11 protein-coding genes are annotated in these 21,555 nt (G+C 38.5%); 10 read left to right on the top strand and 1 reads right to left on the bottom strand.

Translation table 11 applies throughout. The annotated features are described in order from the left end of the window. Positions 1-25 precede the first annotated feature (25 nt). Complete coding sequence (locus HMPREF2794_RS02415; protein ID WP_070750777.1) at positions 26-2,749, bottom strand: MGH1-like glycoside hydrolase domain-containing protein; 2,724 nt, start codon at positions 2,747-2,749, stop codon at positions 26-28. 438 nt (positions 2,750-3,187) lie between these two features. Between HMPREF2794_RS02415 and HMPREF2794_RS02410 the strand changes: the two genes are divergently transcribed. The 10 genes from HMPREF2794_RS02410 (at position 3,188) to HMPREF2794_RS02365 (ending at position 21,515) form a co-directional block, all read left to right on the top strand. Then, the gene (locus HMPREF2794_RS02410) at positions 3,188-5,077 is read left to right on the top strand and encodes a family 43 glycosylhydrolase (RefSeq protein ID WP_070750775.1); all 1,890 of its coding nucleotides are present in this window, start codon (positions 3,188-3,190) and stop codon (positions 5,075-5,077) included. 40 nt (positions 5,078-5,117) lie between these two features. After that, on the top strand, positions 5,118-6,515 hold the full coding sequence (locus tag HMPREF2794_RS02405; protein ID WP_010535721.1) for an IPT/TIG domain-containing protein: 1,398 nt from the start codon (positions 5,118-5,120) through the stop codon (positions 6,513-6,515). 20 nt (positions 6,516-6,535) lie between these two features. Further along, a complete protein-coding gene (locus tag HMPREF2794_RS02400) occupies positions 6,536-9,679 on the top strand; it encodes a SusC/RagA family TonB-linked outer membrane protein (RefSeq protein ID WP_074759633.1) in 3,144 nt (1,047 codons plus the stop codon). 14 nt (positions 9,680-9,693) lie between these two features. Then, positions 9,694-11,790: a RagB/SusD family nutrient uptake outer membrane protein gene (locus HMPREF2794_RS02395; protein ID WP_010535719.1), complete on the top strand. Its 2,097-nt coding sequence runs from the start codon at positions 9,694-9,696 to the stop codon at positions 11,788-11,790. 21 nt (positions 11,791-11,811) lie between these two features. Then, on the top strand, positions 11,812-12,810 hold the full coding sequence (locus tag HMPREF2794_RS02390) for a DUF4973 domain-containing protein (RefSeq protein WP_010535718.1): 999 nt from the start codon (positions 11,812-11,814) through the stop codon (positions 12,808-12,810). Between the two features lie 564 nt (positions 12,811-13,374). Further along, positions 13,375-14,298, top strand: a complete 924-nt coding sequence (locus HMPREF2794_RS02385) for a glycoside hydrolase family 43 protein (RefSeq protein WP_048692907.1) — start codon at positions 13,375-13,377, stop codon at positions 14,296-14,298. Positions 14,299-14,318: 20 nt separating this feature from the next. Continuing rightward, a complete protein-coding gene (locus tag HMPREF2794_RS02380) occupies positions 14,319-15,866 on the top strand; it encodes a glycoside hydrolase family 76 protein (RefSeq protein ID WP_083311999.1) in 1,548 nt (515 codons plus the stop codon). A gap of 602 nt (positions 15,867-16,468) precedes the next feature. Then, positions 16,469-17,530, top strand: coding sequence for a glycoside hydrolase family 88/105 protein (locus tag HMPREF2794_RS02375; RefSeq protein WP_070750793.1), 1,062 nt, complete (start codon positions 16,469-16,471; stop codon positions 17,528-17,530). A 33-nt stretch (positions 17,531-17,563) separates the two neighbouring features. Next, positions 17,564-18,661, top strand: a complete 1,098-nt coding sequence (locus HMPREF2794_RS02370; protein ID WP_022301661.1) for a glycoside hydrolase family 88/105 protein — start codon at positions 17,564-17,566, stop codon at positions 18,659-18,661. A gap of 142 nt (positions 18,662-18,803) precedes the next feature. Then, positions 18,804-21,515 carry a glycoside hydrolase family 2 protein gene (locus HMPREF2794_RS02365; RefSeq protein ID WP_070750771.1) on the top strand — a complete coding sequence of 904 codons (2,712 nt, stop codon included), beginning with the start codon at positions 18,804-18,806 and terminating at the stop codon, positions 21,513-21,515. Positions 21,516-21,555: the final 40 nt, after the last annotated feature.

The raw sequence follows: 21,555 nt of genomic DNA, 5'->3' as shown, positions 1-21,555 counted from the left end.
GTTACGCTATGTGAAATTTATGCTGTTAGATTGATGCAACTGTAAGTTTTCCTGATTTGTTTGTACTAGGCAATGTAATTTCTAATAATCCTTGATGGTATATTCTACTTTCTACTACTTTCCCATTGAAAGTTATCTGGTAATCTTTTTCCGGATTCATGCAAACAAGAATTGTTCGCTGATGAGGAACTGTTGAATCATCAAAAGCTATTTCTGCCTGATACTGTGTATAATCATCATTGAAATGACTGTTGGAAATCCACACTTCGAAGCCGGTTGAAACTTTCCCTATCCGGTAGTATGCAGCAAACCAGTTGAGTATGGGAGATGATAAACCAGAGAATTGATGCCATCCGGCTCCACGTTGTGAGGAGATTATAAAGTGTTCGAAGGTGTAATAACTCTCCTTACATTCTTTCTCCCATGTATTTAATGCTGTAGTTGCTAATTGATAGGCTTTTTCTCCTTCCCCAAGGTCCAGCAAGGCTTTCCACACCATCCATTGATGAGGAAACCAAACGGCTCCATTCCAATAACCGTCTGTACGATAATATGGAGCAGACTGGTCCACTGTAGAAATTCCTACTTCTGTCCACATTTCATTAGGAGAAAATACATGGTTTATCATCCTGCTTGTTTGCTCTTTGGAGGAGATGTTTGCAATAAGTGGGCTTACTCCGTCCAGTCCCTTATTAAAGTTAGAACCATCTTTATATCGATAGATGCCTTTAGGTTTGCCATCTTTGTCATGCATTACATATCCGAAATAACCGGTTTCCTCATCCCATGAATAGGTTTGTAATGCATTTGACAGTTGTTTGATGGTTTGCTCATACTCTTTTACATCTTTTTTAAGCCCTAGTTCTTTTGCTGCTAAACGTAAAATTTTAGCAGCTCTGATATAATAAGCCGAAGATACTACCGGAGTAACAGAAGCCTTGTCACGTAAAGCATGTTGAGGAGGATAATCATCCCATCCTCCTGAATTATAGAAGTAATCCCATGTTCGTAGCAGACCAGAACCTTTCATTCGGGTTGTGGAGTAGGGATTCTTACCTGTCATAAAATCAAAGAACTGCTTCAGTCGTGGGTATAGAAATTGCAATGCTTCTTTTGACTGTGTATTATTCCATAAATCGTAATAGGCATACATCTGTATGGGCAATGGAGTGCCATGATGAATAAATGCAGATTCACTGCCTACAGGAGTTGTATAAGCTCTGATACACTCAAAAGCTTTAGTAATATCCACATCTATTAATCCCAGAGCTATAAAACCGGAATCCCATGTATAAAGGCTATTCCAATTTTTGCCGGGCGTGAAATGCCGGATATATTGCCCTTGGGTATGAACGGGATAAACAATGTTGGATAATAATGCTGATTGCAATAAGCGATGTCCGAATTCATACTTCTTACCATTTGCTAATATTCTGTCTTCAGAGTTATTCGAATCCTTTTGTATTAATGAGGTCAGAGTTTCCGGTGTGGAATGAAACTTCTGAATCTGTTCATTGACTTGTTGGGGTGTTCCGGTGCAGACTAAGGCGTATATAGTCTGTTCGGAGTGAGGTGTCAGGACAATCGGGCGTAGAAAAGCATTAGAATAATGCCACTCTCTGTTTCCTATTAGTCTCGATGATACATGGTCGTGAGTCTTTTTGCGGAAGAAAGATTCTAGATTGTCATCCAGAACTTCCCGAATCTGAGATTCTTGGTAATTCCATGCTATTCCGTAATAGTTATCACATTCCGGATATTTTAAGATAAAATCTTGTTTCGTTTTTCCCGATTTAATTTCGGGAATAAAAGAAAGCTTCCTAGGTAGTATCTTGATTTGCTTTATATCTTCTTCGCTACCGATAAAGAAACCATCTAAATTAGTACTGTAAGTACCCTCTGATATTAATTCTAGCGTGTATTTTCCTGGTTCTTTGCAGGTATATGGGATTGAGGCTATGCTATATTCTCCAGTACCTTGTAATTCTAGGCGGCTTTCAGTTATTCCTTTTACTTGAAAAGTACTTGTTTTTCCTTTAGGAGTATTGTATCTGAATCCTATCATTCCTTTTTCTTTTTCAGGAAGAATATTTATTTCATAGCTCACTTTATCCCCTTTATTTTTCCCAAATCCTTTTCCTAGAACAAAACCACTGAGTGATTGAGAAGTTCGCATTTCGTTCCTTTTCCATCCATCGTATACTAAATTATACTGTGGAGATTTGTATATAGGTTCATTTGATATATAATCGGTTGCATTATGCCACTGTATATTTGCATCTTCAGGGATTTTGAACTGAGGTTGTTCTCCTTCATAATCGATATATGCCATCAAATTAAGAACGAGATTTTGATTAACAGCGGTATTATTGACACAATTCATGCCTACCAATATTCGTTGCTCATCTAATATATAATAGGTGACGTCAGTAAATACACGATCTTTCCACTCCATTTCATAGCGGTATGTGATACGGTTCATAGAGGGGTTGATGTCCCATGGATAATAAGATGATTCAAAAAGAACATGAGGAACTAGTTGACGATTGCGGTAATAGCCAGGCATTACGGAAAAGTCAAAGCGTATTCCAGCTTGCATATCGGGGATGTGAGAGATTCCGGCATAGCGTTTTGAATAAGGTCCCCAAGCTTGTAGCGAAGTGATGTCGTGACTATTGCTGAAACACGATGGAGAAATTATTGGCTGTCCTAATGTAGATGTTGTTCCCAAAACAACTATCAGGAACATTAATAAAGATTGCTTAGCTTTCATATTAGAATGTAAAATGGTTCATTATAACAAAGATATGACTTTTGATTTTCGTAAAAAGAAAAAAAGTGTTCAATAAAAAACATAAATTATTCATAATGCAAATAATTGGTCATTATAGTTTGCGAAACCCTTTCTTGTTAGTTGTTAAAAATGGTTTGGGACTAATTTTCCATTAATTGACCTGTTTTTATTACTATAAATACAATAGGTTTTCTACTTTTGTGTCGATAATAAGAACTGCTATATTCGTTTTTATGTGAGCACATAATAAAAGAAAATAAATAAGGTAAAGAAAATGATGATTGGTTTTTTATATGGTTGAGAAGACTGCTTGAAGGATAACACATTTTATTTAAAATTTTTAAACTATATGTAACACAAGGACTTGTATTGAGTCAACTTAAATCTTATGTAATGAATAACAAACTGATTGAAAAAAGAAGTATCACTATGAGTGCACACCGCTTTATATATATGTTGGCGGGAATACTCTTACTCCTATCGTGCGGATCGGATAATAATGCTCCGATTGATGATCCTGGCAATACAACGAATCATTATCTACAATTACAACCAAATGGATTGAATGCAATCAAGGTTTCTTGTACAGAAGAAAACTTTGTATTTCCTTTCCAAATCAAGGCTGTAGGGAATGAAAGTAATCAAGGAGGAGAGGCCCAAATAAATTCATGGAGTGAGGATGAATTGAAAGCATATAATAATAAGGAGAAAACATCATATGTTCTTTTGCCATCATCATTGTACTCTCTTACTTCTACAGAAGTATCTTTTAAAGAAGGAATTTCCACTATGGATGTAGAGGTTAAGTTTAATCCATCTAAAGTGTTTGCAGAGTTTAGGGAAAAAACTGTTGAGTATGTCATTGCTTTGAAGCTGAGTAGCGATAAAATCCAAGTCAGAGATAGTCAGAGTAGAATACTACTTAGTATTTCTTTTGATTATCCAACAGTTGGTCTTGCTGCTTCTGCTGCAGAAGTTAGTGTGAATAAAGATTTGATTCCTGTATCTATTGGTGCAACACTTGATTATACGGTAGATGGAGTGTCTACGACCAATCCATGGGATTTCGTCTGTAGTTTCGCTGTACCATCTAATGCAGAAGAATTGGTTGCAGAATATAATAAAGTTTATAAGACTTCTTATCAACTTCTACCTGTTAGTAATTATGATTTAGGTGAAGGTGTGACTTTTAAGGCTGGTGAAAATCAAGCTAATGGAGAAATTTCGATTAAACGTGAAGGGATGGCTGTTGTAAATTATTTGCTTCCTTTACAGTTAGGCCACTGCTCGAATGAAAGCATAATTTGTCGTGATGAGGTTTGTTATCTTCGGGTTGGAAGGACATACACAAATCCAATTATTTCGGATAAGAGTGTGCCTGATCCAAGTGTGATTCGTGCTAATGATGGATATTTTTATTTGTATGCTACACAAACTAAGACTTATTGGATGCCTGTTTATCGTTCAAAAGATTTAGTAAATTGGGAATATCAAGGTACAGCTTTTAATAAAGCGACCGAACCAGATTTGCCGGGAGGAGGGGCATTTTGGGCCCCGGAAATTCGTTTCCTTAATGGCAAATATGTACTTTATTACTCATGGGCTAAAATGAATGGTGCTGATATTAGTTACACGGCTGTAGCTGTAGGAGATACTCCTATGGGTCCTTTTCTAGATAGTAAAGAATTGATAGGGAATAAAGAATTTGGTTCTAATTGTATAGATCAGTTTTATTATGAAGAAGATGGAAAGAAATATATGTTCTTTGGAAGTTTTAAAGGTATTTATGTTACTGAATTGGAAGATGATGGGTTGACTGTTAAATTAGGACATGATGGAAAACCGACTTTGAAGAAACAAGTTTGTGGAGATGCTTTTGAGGGTACTAATATATATAAAAAAGGTAAATATTATTATTTGTTTGCTTCTATTGGTAGTTGTTGCAATGGCGTGAATGCTTCTTATCAAGTGGTAGTTGGGCGTTCGGAAAACCTTCTTGGTCCTTATGTTGATAAAGACGGGAAGGATATGCTTAAAAACAACTGGGAACTTGTGTTGGAAGGAGATGGGCAAAAATGGATAGGACCTGGACATAATTCTATCATTATTCAAGATGATGAAGGTACAGACTGGATGATCTATCATAGTTACCTGAAAAAGGATGGTGGAGTCGGGGGGCGTTTAGGAATGCTCGATCGCGTATTATGGACTGATGACGGGTGGCCTTATATCAGGAATTGTATCCCTTCTAATTCAGAATTAATTCCTGTATTTTATAATTAAAATTGAAAGTATATTTATTAACATTTAAAATCAATGTATTATGAGAATGAAAACAAAAAATCATGATTGGTTTCTCTTATGGGGATTGCTGATGTTGGTTAGTTTTTGCTTCATTGGTTGTAAGGATGATGATGGAGGTGAGAAAGGGACACCTTTTGATCCAAGCAAGCCAGTGGTAATTTCTGATTTTATTCCCAAGGAGGGAGGTTGGGGATCTCGTTTATTATTATATGGAAATAATTTTGGCGATGATCCAACTAAAGTGAAAGTAACTATCGGAGGGAAAGAAGCGAAGGTGATTACTGTGACGAATGATAATTTGTATTGTTTTGTGCCACGTGGTGCTGATGCAGGTAATATTGAAGTCACTGTTCTTGATGGGCGAGGAGAAGAACTTGCTTATGGAGAGATAGATGAAAAATTTGTTTATAAGAAGAAAATGCTGGTATCTACTTTGGTAGGAGAGACTGATCCTGAAATATTGGATGAGGATAAGAACTTTGAGATCATAGATGGGCCGTGGGGAAATTGTGGAGGATTAGAGAAAATGGAGTGGTTGGTCTTTGATCCGAACAACAAAGACCGTTTGTACGTCTGTGGAGGTGCCAAGACACATAGAATTGTTGATTTTGCCGAGGAGACACTGAGTTCAATTAAATTCACGGGTGAGGCATCTGCTGCAACTAATATTTTGAGTTTTACAAATGATGGACAGTTGATAGTTGTCTGTAATATAACGCAAGATAATAAAAACGGACTTTTCTTTTTTTCACCGGAGTCTAATTTTCAAACGCAGGTAAAAGCACTACCAGCTCGTGGTTGTAGAGCAGCGATTCCCCATCCTATAAATGGAGAAATTTATACTTCCAGATATGATAAAGGGTGGATTGGACGATATGATCCTGTAACGGGAGATTATAAAATGGACGAAATTCAAATGCCTTATGGCTCTTTAGATCTCTTTGTTGCTATTCATCCTAAAGGCTATTACATGTATATCATGGTGAGAAATAAACATGTAATTTATCGTGCGGATTATGATTTTGATGAAAAAACATTTACCACTCCTTATTTGGTGTGTGGAAAATATGATGATAAGGGCATTACAGATGGTGTTGGAGGCAATGTTCGCATGAATGAACCGCAACAAGGATGCTTTGTGAAAAACGAAGAGTATGCAGGACAGAAAGACGAATATGATTTTTATTTTGTAGATAAACAAAATCATTGCGTTCGTACTCTGACTCCTACAGGTCGTGTGAAGATATATGCTGGAAGACCTAATGGTGATGGAACAAAAGGGTTTAATGATGGAGATTTACGTAAAGAGGCTCGCTTTAATTATCCTGCTAGTATAGTGTGGGATGAAAAGAGAGAGTGCCTTTTGGTAGGAGACTCAAATAATCATCGTATCCGAAAAATTGCTATGGAAGACTAATAATGATAAACGCACTTATGATGAGAAATTTTTTATTAATATGTATGATGTTACTTGGATTCTCAATTCATGCTTCTGCGCAGAAAGAGATTGTAGTGACAGGTATCGTAACTGATACAAACAAAGAACCGTTGATAGGTGTCAATGTATCTATTGCGAATATGCCCGGTTTGGGTGCAATAACCGATATAAATGGTAAGTATTTGCTTAAAATGCCTCCTTACAATAAATTAGTTTTTACTTACATAGGATATGAACCAGTAGAAGTCTTGGTAAAAGAACAGCGGACGGTAAATGTAGCTATGGAGGAAGCTAAAGCTACTCTTATTGATGAGGTAGTGGTTACTGGAACTGGTGTGCAGAAGAAAATAGCTGTGACTGGTGCTGTAACCAATGTAGATATTGCAGAGTTGAAAACGACCCCTAGTACTTCTATGGCTGATGCATTAGCGGGTGTTGTTCCGGGAATTCAGGCTATGCAATCCAATGGTCGTCCGGGGGCAGTTTCTGAGTTCTGGGTACGAAGTATTTCTACTTTTGGTGCAAGTAATGCAGCATTGGTTTTAGTTGATGGATTTGAACGTGATTTAAATGAGATTAATGTGGAAGATGTTGAATCTTTTACAGTATTAAAGGATGCTTCTGCTACAGCAATTTATGGTAGTAAAGGTGCTAATGGTGTTATTTTGATTAATACTCGTCGTGGTAAAGAAGGTAAAATTAACATAAATGCTAAGGTTGAATCTTTTTATAGTATGTTTACTCAACTTCCTGAATTTGTAGACGGATATACTTATGCTTCTATGGCAAATGAGGCGAAAACTACTCGTAATCAAGAACCCTTATATCAGCCAGAAGAATTGGAATTGTTCCGTTTAGGACTTGATACGGACTTATATCCAGATGTGGATTGGATGGATTTGATGTTGCGTGATGGTGCATGGAGTACCCGTGCTTCATTGAATATGACTGGTGGTGGTAAAACAGCTCGCTATTATGTAGGTGGTAGTTACCAGGATCAGCAAGGTATGTATAAAACGGATAAGTCACTGAAGAATTATAATACTAATGCTAATTTTCGCAAATGGACATATCGTATGAATGTGGATATTGATATAACTAAAACAACCTTGTTGAAAGTTGGTGTTTCCGGTTCATTACGTAAACAGAATGATCCAGGTGTAGGAACTGATGCAATTTGGACAACATTAATGGGGTATAACTCTATAATGATGCCAGTGACATATTCAGATGGTAAAATAGCATCTTGGACTGGAAAGGAGGACAATATCAATCCATGGGTACAGGCTACTATGACTGGGTATAATGAGAGTTGGCAGAATAATATTCAAACAAATGTGACATTAGAACAGGAGTTGGACTTTATTACAAAAGGACTTAAATTTATCGGTCGTTTCGGATATGATACGGAGAACTCCAATTGGATAAAGCGAGTGAAGTGGCCAGAATTATATAAAGCAGAGCCTTATCGTGATGTAAATGGTGATTTGATTTTTACTCGACTTTCAGAAGAGAAGAAAATGACGCAAACTTCTGGTTCCAATGGAAAACGCAATGAGTTTTTCGAATGGGAATTGCATTATAATCGTGGATTTAAAGATCATCATGTAGGAGCAGTATTAAAGTATACACAATCTGCTAAGGTGGCTACTCAAGGGATTGGCTCAGATCTCAAAAATGGTATTTCACGGCGTAACCAAGGATTAGCAGGGCGTGCTAATTATAATTGGAAATATCGTTATTTTGTTGATTTTAACTTTGGATATACGGGATCGGAAAATTTCCATAAAGATAATCGTTTTGGTTTCTTTCCTGCTATTTCTGGTGCATGGAATGTAGCAGAAGAGTCTATTGTTAAAGATAATTTGAAATGGGTGGATATGTTTAAAATACGTTATTCGTATGGTAAAACCGGTAATGACAATTTAGGAGATACTCGTTTCCCATATTTATATAATCTTGAAACTCTGTGGGAAAGAGATAACTCAGGAAATGTGGTAAGTGGCAATAAGCCTGTTGGGGGCTATCAATTTGCAGATTTTGGCTATGATAGATATTATGGTGGTATGCGTTATACTTCAGTTGCTTCAACCAATGTGTCATGGGAAGTAGCTACAAAACAAGACTTAGGTATAGACTTTTCTTTTTTTAATGATAAATTGTCAGGATCTATTGATTATTTCCACGAACGTAGAGAAGGTATTTATATGGAACGTAAGTATTTGCCTTGGGTTGCCTCATTAGGCACGTGGACGGAATATAAAGATAATAAGGTTAATGAGAAGGATATTCATCCTTATGCAAATGTCGGAATTGTAGAAGCACGTGGATTTGATGGCAACTTTTCATTCCGCCATAAAATAGATAAGGTTGATTTAACTATACGTGGAAATATGACCTATAGTAAAAATGAGATTTTAGAGCGTGATGAAGAAAATACTATATACTGGTATAAGATGCAGGAAGGTCATCGGGTTAATCAAGCTATGGGGTTGGTTGCATTAGGTTTATTTAAAGATTATGAAGAAATTCGTAACTGGCCGAAACAATTTGGTGATGTTATGCCTGGTGATATTAAGTATAAAGATATTAATGGAGATGGTGTAATTGATGATAATGATAAAGTAGCAATCGGTGCAACGAAAAAACCGAACTTTACATATGGTTTCGGTGTATCTGCTAAATGGAAAGGCTTGGATGTAAATGTACATTTCCAAGGTGTGGGTAAATCTACTTATTTTATAGATGGTTCTACTGTTTATATGTTCTCCGGTGGTGACGGTTGGGGAAATGTACTGAAAGAGATGGCGGAAAGTAACCGTTGGATTTTGGGTGTAAATGAAGATCCGAATGCAGAATATCCTCGTTTGACTTATGGGAAGAATGATAATAATAACCGCGCTTCTACATATTGGCTTAGGAATGGAGCTTATCTTCGTTTGAAGACATTAGACGTTGGTTATACGCTTCCTAAAAGTATAGTTCGTAAAGCCCATATGAATACAGTTCGTATCTTCTTTACGGGTACCAACTTGCTGACTTTCTCTAAATTTAAACTTTGGGATCCAGAAATGGGAAGTTCAACAGGAAAAGCATATCCGCTTAATAAGACACTTTCTTTAGGGGTATCTGTTAATTTGTAAAAATAAAAAAACATATGAAAAAGATAATAACAATTTTGTCCTTCGCTGTGGGATTAACCTCTTTGGTAGGATGTTCAGATTACTTAGATTCTGATTATCTATTTGATGAGAGAATGACTATTGAAGATGTTTTCAGTAACCGGGATTACACAAATAGGTGGTTAGCAAGAGGATACTCTTATTTAAGTAATGGTTATCTACAAGATGTTTGTAGTAAGAGAGATTATCCTTTTAACTTTGCTGATGACATGTATTATGGAGATGGTGGCTACGATAAGTGGAAGAGTGGGCATTATAGTGAAAGCGGAGTTAATAACTCTAGCAGTGGTATTTGGAAGAATGCTTATTTAGGTATTCGTCAGGTAGCTATTTTTTTAAATAATATAGATAAGAACAAAGAGTTCACAGAGGAAGAGATCATAGATTTTAAGGGGCAGGCGCATTTTTTGCGAGCTTACTACTATTGGTTGATGCTCCGTGCATTTGGTCCAATACCTATTATACCAGATGAAGGAGTGGATTATACGAAAGAATATGATGAATTAGCTTACCCCAGAAATTCATATGACGAATGTGTGGAGTACATAACTGGTGAGCTCTTGAAAGCTGCAGGACAATTGCCATTACAACGTTCTGTACAGGAAGTTCTTCGCCCGACGAGAGGAGCTGCTTTGGCTTTGCGAGCTAAAATTCTTTTGTATGCGGCTAGTCCATTATTTAATGGGAAAGCTCCAGAAGTAGTATCTTCAGCCTTGGTAAATAAAGATGGAAAACGGTTGCTTCCAGAAACCTACGATGAGTCTAAGTGGGCAAAAGCAGCAGCTGCTGCTAAGGATGTGATGGATTTGAATATTTATGGCATACATGTGGCTTATTTCAATAGCAATGCTGGTGATATAGCATATCCGGCAACAATTGTTCCGCCACATGATGATGAATTTTCTGATCAGTCTTGGCCAAATGGTTGGAAAAATATTGATCCTTTTCAATCATATCGTGAAATGTTTGATGGCAGTATTATAGTAAGTCAGAATGAAGAGCTAATCTTTACTCGAGGCAAGAATCAAAGTCGTGAAAGTGTAGATATTATGGTTGTTCATCAACTTCCACGTAATGGCGCTGGTGGATATGGTTCGCAAGGTATGACCCAGAAGCAATGTGATGCTTATTACATGAACGATGGTACAAATTGTCCTGGTATGAATGACATGTATAAGGAGTTTGATGGATATAAAGGCCGTTATGATTCTCGCCCGAGGGCAGAGGGATATGTGAAAGCTGAGGAGTTGGCCAATTATCCAGAGTTGGGACCACTGGGAACAGGGGTTTCTAAACAATATGTACAACGTGAACCTCGATTTTATGCATCAGTAGGTTATAATGGAAGTACATGGCATTTGTTAAATGCGTTAAATGATAACAATCATGCCGAGGAGAAAAATATACAAGTATTTTATTATCGTGGTGGAAATAATGGATATGCTAATTCTTCTTATTGGCTTCGTACAGGTATCGGTATAAAGAAATATGTACATCCTAATGATATTAGTTATACGCAGAAAAATTCGTATGACGTTGAACGTATTGAACATAAAGCAGATCCGGCTATTCGTTACGCTGAAATATTATTGATTTATGCAGAGGCGTTAAATGAGTTGACTGGTTCATATGAAATTCCATCTTGGGATGGTAGTAAAGTCCATTCTGTAAAACGTGATGTAACTGAGATGAAGAAAGGAATTCGTCCGATCCGTATTCGTGCGGGATTACCGGATTATGACAATGTTCAAGGGCATGAAACAGCCTATGATGATCCGAACGAATTCCGGATGATGTTAAAACGGGAACGTCAGATTGAATTTTTTGCTGAAGGACATCGTTACTGGGATTTACGTCGTTGGCTAGATGCACCTGTAGAAGAAACCACTCCTATATATGGCTGTAATATGCTGGCTACTAAAGATATGGCGGAGCAGTTCCATACACCAATAATGTGTACTTCGCTGCCTACTATTTTTGCAGAAAAGATGTGGCTCTGTCCTATTGACCATACTGAATTGAAGCATAATATTAATTTGGTCCAGAATCCAGGTTGGACAAATCCGGAATAACCTTTTTAAATATTAAATAAAATGAGGAATATATATAATATAATTTGGGGTATTGTGCTAATTGTTTGTAGCACAGCCTGTAATAAAGAATGGGAAGATGAGCAATATTTACATATGGCTTCTTTCAAAGCGAATGTTAATGATCAGGGAGTGACCACGACGTATGTTCGATTTAAGCCAGGTGGAGTGGTGAAATATGACCTTCCGGTTATTATGAGTGGATCTACTATGACTAGTCAATCTCATACAATTCATTTTGCTTTGGATCCTGATACTTTGGAACGGTTAAATATAGAACAATATGGACATCGTGAAGAACTTTATTTTCAACAGTTGCCAAGTAAGTATTATAGTATGCCGGAGTCTGTTGAAATGCCGGCTGGTGAATGTCTGACAACATTGCCGATTGAATTTAAATTGGATGAAACGCTTGATCAGGCAGATAAGTGGGTGTTACCCATACAGATATTGGGTGACCAATCTTATGATTATCAGATAAACCCGCGTAAATATTATCGTAGAGCTATGCTGCGTTTACTTCCGTTCAATGATTATTCAGGCACGTATGATGCGGCTCAATATCGAATATTTCTTAAGCCTGATGTGAAAAATCCTTTCACTATATCCTCGCAAAGAGCTTTTGTGGTAGATGATAGGACAATTTTTATCTATGCAGGTACAAGAGATATAGATTATCTTGATCGCAAACAGTACAAAGTGTTTATTCGTTTTCCGGAAAAAGGTACAGATTCTAAATTGTTAGAAGTGTGGTCTGATAATCCAGAGATTGAATTAGAACTTGATGAAAAAAAGGCGTGTACCTTTACAATGAATGAAGAGATGGATGAGTTAAAGCCTTATCTGAAGAAGATTTATATTACTCTTTATTTATATTACTCTTTTAAGGATTATACAACTGTCCCTGGTACAAAGCTTGAATACGTGGTAGAAGGTTCTTTGGCAATGCAGCGTAATTTGAATACTTTGATTCCTGACGAAGATCAGCAGATTCAGTGGTAAACTGAAGTTTGTTTAGTTCTTATAAATATTGGGGGGGGATTCTATCTATGTGATAGGAAGGTTCTCCCCCTTTTTCTATTCTAATAAAACTTATAGGGAGAAGGTTGACATCTGTTTAAGTCTTCTCCTTTTTTAACCTAATTATTTACTTCTTTTAAAAGGAAAGGTATGAGAAAAAGAATACTCTTCAATATTTTGTTTATTATAGGGATGACATGCTTGGTGTCATGTAATGATGATAATGAAAAAGCATTGGATGAAGGAAAAAACACGGAAAGCGGAGATGTTCAGGAGGATAGCATGGATCCGATCACTGAGTTTACTGCTGTTGCCACATTAAAAGCTAACGAATTGCAACTGAAATGGAAAAATCCTTCAGATGCAGTATTAGTAGAGATTTCTTATGCTTTAGAAGTAGGTGGCGGAGGAACTCCATTGACTACTAATGTGCGTGTATATGGTGAGAAAAATAGCAAATATACACTCCAATTACCAGAATTTGGAACCTACCAAATTGCTGCTGTAGCCGTTGATAATTATGGTAAGCGTTCCGAGAAAGTGACGATTTCAGCTACTCCAGCCGAAAAAGACGCGATTGACCCGGATATAATAGCAGAGTATAAATTGCCGATTGCCGATCCTTTTGTGTTATACCATGAAGGTAAATACTATGCATATGGAACTCGTGTTAACGGATTCGAAGTGTATATCTCTGAAGATTTGAAGCAATGGAAGCGAAATGATATAAAGGCTTTGTCACCGGAAAATTCCTGGGGAACTAAATGGTATTGGGCTCCGGAAGTATATTATGTGAAATCAAAGAATTTGTTTTATATGTTCTATTCGGTGGAAGAACATATTTGTGTAGCTACTTCTACTAGCCCGGAAGGCCCCTTTATACAGAGGGAAAAGAAGCCTATTGTAGCAGATGAAAAAGGAATTGATACTTCGTTTTTTATAGATGATGATGGTACTCCTTATCTCTATTATGTACGATTTACCGGGGGAAACGTGATTTGGGTAGCAGAAATGAATGACGACTTGACCAGTATAAAAAAAGAAACATTGACTAAGTGTATAAGTGCTACTGAACCTTGGGAGAAGAAACAAGGGACGATTGCCGAAGGTCCTTCGTTGTTGAAGAAAGGGAATACTTATTACCTGATATATTCAGCAAACCACTATGAAAGTAAAGACTATGCTGTAGGATATGCAACGGCTAGTTCTCCTAAAGGACCTTGGACCAAGTATAGCGGAAATCCGATTCTCCGGAGAGACAAAGAGGCTGCTAAGTCTGTAGGGCTAGTCGGTACAGGACATGGAGCACCGTTTGTCTGTGCCAATGGAAGTTATAAATATATCTTTCATGCTCATGCAAGTGAGACAAGTGTAGGCCCCCGTACTTCCTATATCAGTAACTTTAATATCTCCGATAAAGGAGTAATTAGTATCACAGGAGAAACGATTGAACCAGTGAGAATAAAGTAACCCTATAAACTAGGAATATTATGAAAAATATCCGATTTAATATGCTGTTAGGAATCTGTTTCTTTCTCTTATTTGCATTATTAGGTGCATGCGGTGGGGGCGACTCGCCTATCACGGATGGAATAGATGATGGAAAGCAGGATGGACAGGGCCCAAAAACAGTACCTCCGGTTACCAATCTTGTGGCGGAGAAAACGGAGAGAGCGAATGAATTGCAAGTAAGCTGGACTAATCCTGTCGGAGCTATTTCTGTAGAGATCTCTTATTTGTTAGAGGGAGATAAACCTGAGAACACAGCAAAGAAAAACATACGTATTGCTACAGAAAAGGTTGGTTCACTGTTAATAGTTGTCTCTGAACCGGGAACATATATTGTGACTGCCGTCGCTGTCGATAATTATGGGAAACGCTCGGAGGAATTGACGGTCACTGCTACGCCGCTTCGTGAAGAAGAGGTAGTGAGAACCCGTTTCCTGGAAAGAGCTGACATCCTGATGACTTCGTTAATGAATCTTTGTTTCGGAAAGTCTGCACGTGACTGTTGGAATACAAGATATCCGCTTGCTACCGGACCTTATTGGGATGGAGATGCCGTAGTCTGGGATCAAGGAGCAGGGCTTTCTGGCTATGTAGCTTTGCGTGGAGCTTCAATCGGGGTATCTGCTTATGAAAAAAAGTATGCAGATTTGACTGACCGTATGTTTAACAGTATCAATCGTTTTATCACAACTGATAACAAGCGCAGCGCTTACGCAGTTTATCCGCAAAACGGAAATGAAAGGTATTATGACGATAATGTCTGGATAGGACTGGATATGGCGGAACTGTATGAACAGACAAAGGAAAATCGTTTCTTGGAGAAGGCGAAAATGGTTTGGGATTATTTGATGGTGGGAAACACCAGTTCATGTGGTGGCGGTATTCTTTGGAGGGAAATACCGGCATACAGTAATAAACATACATGTTCTACCGCACCGGCTGCAGTATTGGGATGTAAATTATATCAGATAACCAAAGAGCAGAAGTATCTGGATAAAGCTAAAGAATTTTATGCATGGTTGATACAATACATGCAAGATCCGAGTGATCGCCTTTTCTATGATAATATTACTCCTTCGATGACTATAGGTAAAAGTAAGTACAGTTACAATTCCGGTCAGCCAATGCAGGCTGCTTGTTTATTGTACAATATAACAGGAGAACAACAATATCTGAATGAAGCGCAGCAGATTGCCCGTTCAGCCTACAGTAAGTGGTTTACCTTGTATGACTCAAAAGAACTGGGAGAAAAGTTCTATCGTATAAATGGAGATCATGTCTGGTTTTATTCTGTATTGTTTCGTGGTTTCCTTGAACTGTATAAGATTGATGGAAGAAGGGATTATGTCACTGCGTTCGAGAAGAGCATGTTGCAGGCTTGGATGTCAGAATGCCGGAATCAAACAACTAATCTGCTGAGTAATAATTATTTTATCGGTAAAACGAATTCTTCTTGGCAAGTCCTGCACGAAGGAGCTTTTGTCGAGATGCTGGCTCGTTTAGCTGTACTGGAACTAGAAGGAAAATAATGAAGAATAAGATGTATAAAATGAAAAATGATGGTTGGATACATGATATAGCGAAGGCACTGTGTTGCATATTCCTGATAATGACATCGGGTGGTATGCTTTATAGCTGTTCCAGTGAAAATGAAGACCCTGTGCCACCGGTTCAGGAAGGTACGGAAAATGACGAAAAGGAAAAATACACCTATGTGTATCAGTTGAAGGCAGATAATTATAATATGCCGACAGAGGGTACTATCTCTCCTGAGTATGATGACTCTCCTGAGGGAAAAGATATTAGTAGTTTGGTTGATGGAGACTGGACAACTTCTTTCTATACTCCTAATAATTCTGTCTCTATCATCTGGAAGGGAAAAGAACCGGTTGTAGCGCGTTATTATTCGGTTATGGCAACCGGAGATAAAGAAGGAAATGCACCTGGTGCGTGGTCTCTTTACGGATCGAATGACAATGTGAAGTGGGCCGAACTAGATAATAGAATTCGGCAGGAGTTTGAAAAAAGGGAGAAAAAGTTTTTGGAGTTGAGACATAAGGAGGCGTATCAGTATTATAAACTGACCATTCATCGGAATCAAGGCGGAAAAGGAATCGAAATTCAGGAATGGATGTTACAGACCAAGCGGACAATTGATACTCCCTTACTGACTGATTTTCCGGAAGGGAGTACTCCTAAGGAGATAGGGAAACGGTTGGGAAAACTTTTTGCAAAGGGGAAACATAATGGGAAAACTCTCAGTTATCCGGAAACTTTTACTTGGAACGGAGCATTGAAATATGCGGAAGTAGCGAAAGACAATGAACTGATCCGGTCCTTGAAAGATGGGTTTGAGTCTTTTTTTACTACTGATAGGCACTTTTTGCCTGGGATGGACCATGTTGACCGGAATATGTTCGGTAGTCTTCCTCTCACATTGTATCTGATCACTAAAGATGAACGATATCGGGAAATGGGTATACCTTACGCAGATACCCAATGGGAAGTACCGGAAAATGCAAGTGCAAGTGCGAAGTCATGGACAGCGAAGGGATATAGCTGGCAAACTCGCTTGTGGATTGATGACATGTATATGATTCCTGTCATTCAAACGCATGCTTATAAAGTGACCGGTGAGTTGAAATACGTTGAGCGCGCTGCTAAAGAAATGGCGATGTATCTGGATGAGTTGCAACGTACGAATGGACTTTTCTATCATGCACCGGATGTACCCTATTTTTGGGGAAGAGGAAACGGATGGGTGGCGGCAGGGATGGCAGAAGTGCTTCGCTATCTGCCGGAATCGAGCCCATATCATTTGCCTATTGTAAGAGGTTTCCAAACTATGATGGCAAGTCTGAAAAATTATCAAACAGAAGAGGGTATGTGGAGACAGTTGATTGATAAACCGGACTGCTGGGTAGAAACATCGGGCTCGGCTATGTTTACTTACGCATTTATTATGGGAGTGAAATATGGATGGTTACCGGTAAAAGAGTATGGTGAAGCTGCTCGAAGAGCATGGTTGGCTATGCTTACTTATATAAACTCGAATGATAAAGTAAGAGAAGTGTGTGTCGGTACTAACAAAAAGAATGATATGCAGTATTATTATGATCGTCCCCGTAATACGGGGGATTATCATGGGCATGCACCTTATCTTTGGTGTACGGTTGCTCTTCTAGAAGAATAAACTTTTTATTATCTAATGACTAAAAATATCGTTATGTATAAAAGAATACTTTTTTTATTATGCATTTTGCCTTTTCAGCTATTAATGGCACAGAGCAAGTTGACGGATTTTCCTCAAGGGTATACTCCGGAAGAAGTCGGTAATCGCCTGGCATATCGTTTTATGGAGAAATATAGAATAAGCGATAGAAAAGGAATTGGTTATGCTGATACATTTAATTGGAGTGGTGCCCTTAAGTATGCAGCAATCGCCAAAGACGAAAGGCTGGTTAAGCTGTTGCAAAATAAGTTTGATTCGTTGTTTACGACAAAAAAGAATATTTTGCCTAAAAAGACGCATGTAGATTGGAATATGTTCGGCAGTCTATGTTTGGAACTGTACAAAATAACTAAAGATAAACGTTATTTGGACTTAGGAATCTCTTATGCTGATACGCAATGGGAACTTCCCGGGAATGCAAAAGCCAAAGAAAAGGAATGGGATGCGAAAGGATATTCTTGGCAAACTCGTCTATGGATTGACGATATGTATATGATTACCATTGTACAAACTCAGGCTTACAAAGTGACCGGAGACCGGAAATATATTGATCGTGCAGCCAAAGAAATGGTGCTTTATTTAGATGAGTTGCAACGCCCGAATGGGCTTTTCTACCATGCACCGGACGTTCCTTTTTATTGGGGACGTGGTAATGGATGGATGGCGGCAGGGATGGCAGAATTACTTCAATGTTTGCCTGAGGATAGTAAATATCGTCCGCGTATTTTGAAAGGTTATCGCAAAATGATGAAGAGTCTGAAAAAATATCAGACGTCCGATGGCTTGTGGAATCAGTTAATAGACCAGCCTGATTGTTGGGCTGAGACTTCGGGATCTGCTATGTTTACTTTTGCATTTATTACCGGAGTCAAGCAAGGATGGCTCAAGGCAAAAGAATATGGCCCGGCAGCCCGCAAAGCATGGATGGCTTTAGTACCGTATATTAATGAGAAGAATGATGTAAGAGAAGTGTGTGTGGGAACGAATAAAAAGAATAGTAAGCAGTATTATTATGATCGCCCTCGTCATACCGGTGATTATCACGGTCAGGCTCCTTATCTTTGGTGTACGGTTGCTCTTCTGGAAAAATAACGGTGAATACGGGCAATTATGTCCTTTATTAAAATAATTTGGGACTAAAATCTCATTTATTGACCTGTTTTTGGCAGGTTGAATAAAAGGAAACCTCTACTTTTGTTCCATGCCAAGAAACATTTAAAACTATAACATAAATATGCATAACTTTGTTAAGACCCTTTTTTCTGTTTTGCTATTATTTTTCTGTTCAGTATTGACTGCACAAAATAGGATGAATGACGCCAGAGATCCAAATCGTATTTGGCTTGATTCGGAAGTCACTCATCATGGAGATTATCAGTGGAAAATGATGAAAGCAGGCGATACCACAGATCCGGGTGAGAAGATATCTTCATCAGATTATCCGACTGAAAAATGGTTGCCAGCCATTGTTCCCGGTACAGTCTTAAATTCTTTAGTGTATAACCAAAAATACCCTGAACCTTATTATGGAGTTAATAATAAGATTGAATCGAAGCTGATTCCTGATATTTCTCAGGTCGGACGAGATTTTTATACTTATTGGTTCCGTACCGAGTTTGCAGTTCCTCAATCTTTTAAGGGGAAGAATGTTTGGTTACAGCTGGATGGAATCAATTATCGGGCAGAAGTATGGGTGAATGGGAATTTGCTTAGTACCATCAATGGTATGTTTATACAGGACTATATTAATGTGACCGATTTTGTAAAGATAGGGGAGAATAATGCACTGGCTGTAAAAGTGTATCCGGTTGATGTTCCCGGAAGTACTAAGCCGAAGTCTTGGGGGGCTGCGGGAGAATTCCATAATGGTGGTAACGGCAATATCGGATTGAATACTACGATGTTGATGACTGTAGGCTGGGACTTTACCTTTATGGATGGCATCCGTGACCGCAATACAGGTATCTGGAAAAACATTTCTATCTATGCTACCGGAAAGGTAGCTCTACGTCATCCGTTTATTAAGTCTGAATTGCGTAAACCGGATTATGGCCAGGCACGTGAGACCGTATCTGTAGAAGTGATTAATTCGTCAACTAGCAATAGTGGAATTAATTGCAAAGTAAAGGGTGAGATTGTAGGTGAGAATATATCTTTTGAGAAATCATTCCGAGTGATTCGGGGAGAACAAAAACTGGTTACTTTTTCTCCAGAAGAGTTTCCGCAACTTGTGATGAATTCTCCTCGCTTGTGGTGGCCGGTCAACAAAGGACCGCAAAACTTATATGATTTGAAGTTGACAGTATCAGTTGATGGAGTGATCTGCGATTCTGTAAAGACAAGGTTTGGTATTCGTGAAATCACTTCCGATACTAAAACGCCTGACAAATCACGTGTCTTTTATGTGAATGGTAAACGGTTGTTTATCCGTGGTACGAACTGGATACCGGAAGCTATGTTGAGACACTCTGACGAACGTACTTATGCTGAATTGCGCTATACCCGCCAGTCGGGTGTCAACCTTCTGCGTATGTGGGGAGGTGGTATTGCCGAATCTGACTATTTCTTTCAGCTCTGTGATGAACTGGGTTTGCTGGTATGGCAGGAATTCTGGATGACAGGAGATACTCGTCATCCGCATGACAAGGCTCTCTATATGAGTAACGTGGAATCTACAGTGAAGCGTATTCGTAATCATCCGTCTCTGGCTTATTATGTTGCTTCCAATGAAAGCACAGAAATGACCGGTACTCCCGAACTGCTGAATCAGTTGGATGGTACACGCGGATATCAGATGCAGTCGGAGTGTGCTGGAGTACATGATGGCAGCCCTTATAAACAGGTGAATCCGATGCAGCATTATGAAAATACAGCTTCTCCCAGAGGGAGCCGTGTAGATGGCTTTAATCCTGAATATGGTGCACCGACTCTTCCTACAGTAGAAATACTCCGGGAAATGATGGATGAGAAAGACTTGTGGCCCATCAACAAAGAAGTGTGGGATTACCTGGATGGAAATGGTTTTCATCTGATGACTACGATGTATACGGACTTGGTGAATCATTATGGAAAGTCATCTTCGATTGATGAATTTGCTCAGAAGGGGCAATTGCTGGGTGCAATAAACTCCAAAAGCATTTGGGAAGTATGGAACTATAATAAGCTAGATTACGGTGACCGTTTTTGTTCAGGTCTTTTGTTCTGGTATCATAACTGCTCGATGAGGCAGGTAGCTTCCCGTATGTGGGACTGGTCTCTTGAACCGACAGCTTCGCTTTATCATACGGCCAATTCTTTGGAACCTTTGCATGCTCAGTTCGATTATCTTAAGAATACGGTTTCTGTGGTGAATGATTTCTATCGTTCTTTCGATAACTATAAGGTTACGGCACAGGTGTATGATATAAATAGTCGGAAAGTGTTTGAAGAATCGGCTGTTGTTAATTTACCGGCAGATGGAGTAGCGAATGATGCATTGACCATTCGTTTTCCCGATGGCATCTCTCAGGTTCACTTTATCAAATTAATACTGAAAGATAAGAAGGGAAAAGAAATTTCTTCTAATTTCTACTGGCGTTCCAACGATAAGTACGAAGGAAAGACGACCTTGACCGGTCCGGCAGCCTCTGGATTTGAGGATTTGAGTAAACTTCGGGCTTCTAAAGTGAAACTGGCTTATAAAGTGAGGGAAGAAGGTGATAACTATTTTGTTGATATCACTATGAGAAATACATCCAATCAGATAGCTTTCTTCAATCAACTGCAATTTCTTAATGCAAAGATGAGTCCGATACGCCCATCATTCTATACGGATAATTTCTTCTCCCTGACTCCGGGTGAAAAGAAAACAGTAACGATTGAGACGGCAAAGGAAAAACTGAGTGAAGGAGCAATGCTGGTATTGAAAGGATGGAATATCGATAGCCAGAAATATAAACTTAAGTAAGATGAAACTTAAATTTATAGCTTCATTGATAGGCGGATTG

Source organism: Bacteroides sp. HMSC067B03 (genome assembly GCF_001811315.1).
GTDB classification, from domain to species: Bacteria; Bacteroidota; Bacteroidia; order Bacteroidales; family Bacteroidaceae; genus Bacteroides; species Bacteroides faecis.
Note: the sequence above shows the minus strand (reverse complement) of the source record. Positions and strands in the feature narration are given on the sequence as shown.